We start from the raw sequence: 7261 nt of genomic DNA on the forward strand, positions 1-7261 counted from the left end.
TCCCAGATAGAGTGTCATTATCTGAGCCACCGAGAAGGGAGTCGTTACCATCGCCACCGAGAAGGGAGTCATTACCTGAGCCCCCAAACAAAGTGTCTTCACCTGAGCCCCCAAACAGACAATCGTGACCTGAGTCGCCAGAGAGAACATCATTACCTGAGCCGCCAAACAGAAAATCGTTACCTGAGCCGCCGATAAGAATGTCATTTCCCTCTTGACCAAAGAGAAGGTCATTGCCCTCAAGTCCTATAATGATGTCATCTCCCTCAAGTCCCAGGATTAAATTGTTGTTGGCATTACCCAGTAAAAAGTCATCATCGGGAGTACCAATAATAAAGTTAAAAGGCCCTGAGATTTTAGTTGTCGATGAGAAAGTTTTTAAGTCTGACTCATTGGGAACTAAATCTTGTATCTGCTTGAAACTTAACGGAGTCAGGATAGGACTCTTAGAAGGTAATATCGGGCTACGAACTTCCTGATCCTGGATAGATTTTGGCAGTGACTTGATTGACTCTAGTTCTGATTTTGGAATTAGGCCGGATGGTAAGCTCTCAATTTTATCTATTAACGTAGCCATGGTGAATTTACTCTTGTTTTTGGATGTACCTAACGTTGCGATCGCAGCATCTAGACAATACCTAATGGTCATGAGCAGTGGATTACTCAGACTTTGACAAAATCTTAGACTCCAAACTGCCTCCCCTTTGGCCGACTGCATCCCTTTCATGAATCTTTAGGAAATTTATCTTTTCTCCTTGCCTAGAAAGGTTTGCAGCATTAGTAGTCCCTGATGGGGGAGATCCAAAGGAGCCCAAAAATGTCAAATTCCCATTAAGACCATTAAGGGTTCTTGGCTACGATCACCCCAGGGTAAACGCATCTTATTTTGGAATGCCTACTGCATATGGAATTCATAGGATAAGTATTTATCCTGATGAATTTTGAAATCTTTGATGAGTAAGGATTCTATAATTTAGATGGGTTTGTCCTGTGAATAATTCGTTTACTTTTGAACGAAAATTTGCACACTCCACCTATCTATAATCCTGGAGATTATTTCTTGGTGATTAACTCTATAGGCTCCCATTTGAAGTTACCCATACCTATAATCGAGTTTTGGGATAACCCAAAACCCTAGGGAGTGTTAAGCACCGTGTTTATTCTGGAAACCACAAACTATGCAAGTAAGGGCACCTTGAATAACGCCAAAACAGCTATGTTATCGATAGGGGCAGAATTCCACTTGCCACCCATTTATCTTTTTTCGTTCTCTGAATATAATAGTAATTCATTTACTGCATAAAATCAAGTCCTATAAAGGATTAATTATCAAATCTTAATTAAGGATAAATTGTGAAGGATGAGATATGAATTCTATATGAATTATGAAGGATAAATTATGAATTTAATGTATATAAATTATGAATTTCATGTAGGGTGGGCAGTGAACCAGACCGATTCACCAAGCCAAAGCCCATTGCTTGGCACTGCCCACCAACCGGATTAAGTCTGTAGGGTGGGCAGTGAACCAGACCGATTCACCAAGAAGCGCGATCGCATTACTTGACACTGCCCACCAAACTAATCGTTATACAAAGATCAGATCCCCTTGGTTATAGCCACCAGACACAATAGCAATAATGTCAAAGCTAAAATTAGGCACGATCTGAACAGAGTCCAAACTATCCCCTGTGGTGAGCTGAGATTGAACACCATTACTCTTACCTCCAGCAATATCCTTAGCAATCTGTTCCACTGAAGCAAGACTTTTCTCAGAAGAAGATAAGCCGTTATTGAGAGCGATAAAGTTTGATCCAAAGATATAGTTGGCTTTTTTGAGTTGAATTTTATCCGTACCGGATTGGAAATCCTTAACTAGAGCGTAATCATTCAGACCTAAAAATCCTTTTCCACCGACATAGTAAGGATTATTGCTATCTCCAATCACAAATTTATCAGCACCAGGTCCTCCCGTTAAGATATCAATTTCCTTAATACCTGGCTTTTTACTGTTGGGATCGACACCTACGATGGTATCATTACCACCGGCACCAGTAATATTGTCACTTCCGGCACCACCAGTAAGTTGATTACTGTTGTTATCACCAATAATGGTATCGTTGCGACCAGCACCCTTGACATTCACAAAGTTTTGGACAGTGCGATTAAGAACTGGACCATTAACAACATTAATCTGTAAACTGTTCTGTTGTAGATTTACGTTCACAGAGGCACCACTACCAGCAGAAGAGGCATCAATTGTATTAGCTTGACCGGCATCCCCAATAATCGTCTCCACTCGGATCAGCTCATCCTGACCAAGACCACTTTTGTTAACGATTCCCGTGGGTAAAAGAGTAATCCCTCGACCCAGACCAGTGTAATCAACAGTATCGTTGCCTTCCTCTCCATTCAGGACATCATTACCACTACTGCCAATGAAATGGTTTTTGCCAGTTCCGCCGAATAGGGAGTCATTACCAGAGCCACCATCCAAAATATCATTACCAGAACTGCCAAACACAAAGTCATTACCTGAGCCGCCAGACACAAAATCGTTACCTGAGCCAGCGATAACAATGTCATTTCCCTCTTCACCAAACACAAGGTCATTGCCACCGAGTGCTATAATAATGTCATTTCCGCCACGTCCTAAAATTAAATCGTTCTTGTTACTACCTATTAAAAAGTCAGGATTGGGAGTACCAATAATAAAGTTAAAAGGCCCTGATATTATAGATTTCGATGATAAGCTTTGTAAGCCTGAATCATTGGGAACTAACTGTTGTATCTGGGTCAAATTTAACTGAATCGGTGTACCAGCAGACTTAGATAAATCGGGGCTAGGAACTACCTGGTCCTGAATAGATTGTGGCAGTGACTTGATTAAATTTAGTTCTGATTCGGGAATTAGGTTGGATAATTTCTGAGTTTCAGTTACTAACGTAGCCATGGTTAATTTTCTCTTTTTTTTGGTATGAATCCACCTTAGCGATCGCAGCAGCTAGAAAATACCTAATGGTGATTAGCAGTTGATTAGGTTTTAGGATTAGGTCAAGGAGTATAGCCTTAGCAAAGGGAACAGCGGAACAGGGAATAGGGAAAAAATCGGTGTGTGTAGCTAATTACTATGAGAATCGCTATAGTTATTAATAATTAATAATTGTTAATTGTGACTTGTTACTTGGCAGCACCAGCTCGAATAAAAACAAATAGATAGCGTTAATCCTACTTATGAGGTAAATTTAATTTTCTTACCCCTACTCCCGACTCCCTACTCCCTACTCCCGACTCCCTACTCCCTAAAACCCCAAGGGTGAGGTACCTCAACCAATTGAGAACTGCTATGGTACCCATAACGGGTACTGTCAAATTTTCTCAAATAAAGTAAACTAGACTTATCAGTCAATCGGTTATCGGGGGTGTTTAGTTTAGGAATTAAATTAAATTCAACCTAAATAAAACCGAATTTACCTGATAATTACCGATATCGAAGGGTAAGATTAACTTAGCTAAAAAAAAATCCCAATTTAGATTTAGGGATAGTAATCAGGGTAATTTGCTTACGTAGAGATGTAACAAAAACTGATTTTTTAAAACAGCATCGTTATCAGCATCGGGGACATCTACGTTTGGCAAATCTATCTAGTAAACGCTCCCAATAGCTACCTTATTGATTAGTTAATTTATTAGTTGATAGGTAGCTATTTCGTGAGCTTGATTAGGATTCCCTACTATGAAATCTAACACCAATCGATTTGAAGATGAACTGTTTATCAAAGCAGCCAAGCTGTGGAATTTAGAGAAGTTGTATACAGAACTAGCTCATAAAAAAAACATTGCTACAAATAGGGAAATCAAATTGACCCCAGTGGAAAAAGCATGCTTAAGAGGTTTGCTGTGCGGCTATCCTCCCAAAAAAATTGCTGGTGCTCTCCATTGGAGTTGTGGCTCACTTAGCGTTCAACTCACTAAAGGTTTGTATCGGTATGTGGAAACCTTAACTAATCGGAAATCCAACACCCTAAAAAGTTGGAGAGATATCTCTATATGGCTGGAAGCGGCTGGATACAAAACTCCCCAGCAGTGCCAAGATTGGGGTGAAGCACCACAGATTTCTGCATTCTATGGACGCACTAGGGAACTGAACACTCTCAAGCAATGGATTAATCTCAAGCGAAGCCAATTGGTAGCAATACTTGGGATAGTAGGCGTTGGCAAAACATCGTTAGCTGCTAAGCTAGCACGAGAGATGCAGGAGGAGTTTGATTATATTATTTGGCGATCGCTATCTTCTGCCCAACCCCTGAAGCAACTGCTGACACAACTGATTCCATTCCTGTCTCACCACCAGTCATCGGAGTTACCAGAAGACATCAACCTGCTGATGTCTCACTTTCTAGAGTGTTTACGAGAGCATCGCTGTTTAGTAATACTCGATGATACTGAACAGATTTTAAGCCGTGGCACTTTAGTTGGACAGTATCAAGCCGGATATGAGGATTATGGTCAACTTTTTAGAAGAGTAGCACAAGAAAGACACCAAAGTTGTTTGCTCTTAATCAGTTGGGAACCACCGCTACAAATGGAGTTACTTGAGAAAAAAAACTATTCCACTCGTTCATTAACCCTAAACGGTTTACCAACAGAAGATGCTCGGAAACTATTAGCAGCTAATGGTTTGTCTGAACAAGAGCAAGAAATGGAACTCATTAAACGTTATCGAGGCAATCCCTTAGGATTAAAGCTGGCTGTGACAACGATTAAAGACTTTTTTTTTGGTAGTGTATCGGAATTTTTTAGTTGGGAGGAAATGATTGTTCCTGAGCCAATGAGAGCAATGTTAATCGAGCAATTGAATCGGTTAGATGAGTCAGAGAAGAAGGTGATCGCCTATCTAGCTAGAAATCCTACTCCCATTTCTATTAAACAATTGCGCGATAGTATTACCTTAGACTATAATTCACGACTTATTTCAGTTTTACAGTCCTTGGAAAGGCGTTCACTAATAGAAAAAAATTCCCACATTAATCGAACATTTTTTACTATAATTCCTGTAATTAGGACGGTGATTAATCAGCATGAAGGTTGTTTGCCGTAGGGGTTCGGTGTAGGGTAGGTTTGATGTTGAAGGTTTAAGGTTGAAGGTTTGATGTTGAAGGTTTGATGTTGAAGGTTTGATGTTGAAGGTTTGATGTTGAAGGTTTGATGTTGAAGGTTTAATGTTGAAGGTTTAAAGTTGACTTTAAACAAAAAACCTTCAACTTTAAACGACTATAGCGTTTCTCGTAGCTATGAGGTACACATTATTTTTTACCTCTTCCCTCACTTCCCCTCCTGGGAGGGGTTAGGGGTGGGTTACTCTTACCTGCTCCCTGCTCCGTTCGCGTAGCGTGGCCAACGGCCTCAGTCCCTGCTCCCTAAAAACCAGAAATTTGTACCTCACAAGTCGTAGAATTGCTATAGCATTTGGTAAGCATATGCGCTACTTGAGGTGCTACTTGAGGTGCCGTCAGCTGACAGCTGACAGCTGATAGCTGACGGCTGATAGCTGATAGCTTACGAATTATTTGAATTTTGAGAGTGGAAGGGACAGCCTGATGTTAATTGCTTGAGAAACAAACTATTATCAAAGAAATGCTCCAAGGAGACAATCTTCAAGTCTTCAGTAACCCGAGCAATACTGATGCCAAACACTTCTATAGTTTCTCCTGTGGGTTCATGACCTTTAAAGGAACCGCTAAACGTGCCCCAATGCCGCCACTTAAAGGTGACATTAGGAGGTCCGGAAAGTATTTCCATCAGTTCCCATAAAAAGCCATTGGGAAAAGCGTTATGGAAAATTTCTATGGATGATTCAAAGGTTTCCTCTGTGGAGCGATAGTGTTCGGTATCTCCAAGAAATACGTTGTATGTGCCGATATCAGCAACAGTCTGGGCATTGTACTCTGGTCCACCGTTAGTTGTCATCCGAAACTGGTCGGCAACAATAGACAACCACTGCTCAGGATTAGCTTTATAGGAAGCTTCCATCTCGAAGGTTCTAACTAAGTTTTGCGCGATCGCTTCCAAAGACCCCTCTGGATGATTGAATTTACTACCTTTCTTAAGAAATTCATTAGTTTCGGCATAATCAGGGCGTTTGCCCTCTCGCCATTCAACCCCAGCATCATTGGCGATAACTGTATCTCTTTCTTGTACCCAAACAGGCAATCCTGTGGACTGACTATTACTCATTGAAGTGTCTCAGTTCAATTGATTAGAATTCCTCAACAATTTTGCTAAATTGTCTTCTTGTTACCATGGCAAGTACATAAAAATTAAACTATTTGATAGGATTGTAATAGTAAACAATAAAATGAAATATTAAAATTATAAAATAATGTAATAATCACTACAAACTAATGACTAGTAGACCATCGTGGTAGGATGAGGTGAACATACTGCGATCGCATCTCCTGGTATGGAATCAGCTTTGGAATCAGCTGAGCGAGTTGCTGGAGAGATTTTGGCTCGTGTTGTCTGAAAAAGTAAAAAGGGCAAAGTAAACAGGATAGTAACCCTTACCTTTGCCCTTGCTAATTGATGATATAATTGACAACTATTGAGGATTAACCGTCAACAGTAATTTTTGGTCGTCTACTAATAATCAAAAGTGCGATCGGACTGATCAAGATCAACATCCATACCTCCGGTTCAGGAACACCGGAAACACTAAAGGCATTAGATGGCTGATTTAACTGTTCTTCCCCAGTTTCCACCTCTCGGTCAAAGCGATCGCTCGACGCTTCTGCTTCTTTGAGCATCCTTCGTTGCTCATCATTCACCAGCACAATCATGGATGAATAGGGACTGACAATGTCATAGGTCTTGGCTATGCCATGAATCCGATCCAGTTCTTCTACAGAGCCATTCAGGTTTCCACTCAACCCTAGGATAAGTTGCCTGGCCGCCAGTGGTTCAAATCCAGTTTCAGTAGTAGTCTCAGCAGTTGCTGATTCCATAAACCAAGCATAGCCATCCGATACTGGAAAACCCAAACCACTGTTAAAGTGACATACTCCCGACGCTGCCCTAACTCGACAGCGCGGGCTTCTTACCAACTCCAGCTATTGCTGAGGATACAAGGGTAAACTTTATTAACGACACGGTCAGAAGTTACCGCAAGAATAGGGCAGCCTTTATGGTTAGTCGGTTATGCGTAAAGGGTTAAAACTTTATGATTAAGGCCAGAGACGAAACCTTAGGAGAGGGTCGCCTT

General features: G+C 40.9%; 7 protein-coding genes. 1 reads left to right on the top strand and 6 read right to left on the bottom strand.

Annotation, left to right across the window (positions count from 1 at the left end; genetic code table 11):
• Both F6J94_RS26925 and F6J94_RS26930 read right to left on the bottom strand, forming a co-directional pair.
• Positions 1-649 (bottom strand): calcium-binding protein (locus tag F6J94_RS26925; RefSeq protein WP_293045895.1); only part of this gene is annotated, 649 nt, incomplete at its 3' end.
• Positions 650-1588: 939 nt separating this feature from the next.
• Positions 1589-2953 carry a calcium-binding protein gene (locus tag F6J94_RS26930; RefSeq protein WP_293045898.1) on the bottom strand — a complete coding sequence of 455 codons (1365 nt, stop codon included), beginning with the start codon at positions 2951-2953 and terminating at the stop codon, positions 1589-1591.
• 783 nt (positions 2954-3736) lie between these two features.
• Here F6J94_RS26930 and F6J94_RS26935 point away from each other — a divergent pair.
• The gene (locus tag F6J94_RS26935) at positions 3737-5101 is read left to right on the top strand and encodes an NB-ARC domain-containing protein (RefSeq protein ID WP_293045900.1); all 1365 of its coding nucleotides are present in this window, start codon (positions 3737-3739) and stop codon (positions 5099-5101) included.
• Here F6J94_RS26935 and F6J94_RS26940 read toward each other — a convergent pair.
• From F6J94_RS26940 to F6J94_RS26955, 4 genes are all read right to left on the bottom strand, one after another.
• Complete coding sequence (locus F6J94_RS26940; protein ID WP_293045903.1) at positions 5077-5253, bottom strand: hypothetical protein; 177 nt, start codon at positions 5251-5253, stop codon at positions 5077-5079. The two genes, F6J94_RS26935 and F6J94_RS26940, sit on opposite strands and share 25 nt — an antisense overlap.
• Before the next feature lie 306 nt (positions 5254-5559).
• Positions 5560-6237, bottom strand: coding sequence for an ester cyclase (locus tag F6J94_RS26945; protein ID WP_293045905.1), 678 nt, complete (start codon positions 6235-6237; stop codon positions 5560-5562).
• A 171-nt stretch (positions 6238-6408) separates the two neighbouring features.
• Positions 6409-6543 (bottom strand): hypothetical protein, encoded by a 135-nt coding sequence (locus F6J94_RS26950; protein WP_293030175.1) that lies wholly within the window; start codon positions 6541-6543, stop codon positions 6409-6411.
• A 68-nt stretch (positions 6544-6611) separates the two neighbouring features.
• Entirely contained in the window at positions 6612-7103 is a 492-nt protein-coding gene (locus tag F6J94_RS26955) for a hypothetical protein (protein WP_293045907.1), read from the bottom strand.
• Positions 7104-7261: the final 158 nt, after the last annotated feature.

Origin of the sequence: Moorena sp. SIO1F2 (genome assembly GCF_010672755.1) — a bacterium.
In the GTDB taxonomy this organism is placed as follows: Bacteria; Cyanobacteriota; Cyanobacteriia; order Cyanobacteriales; family Coleofasciculaceae; genus Moorena.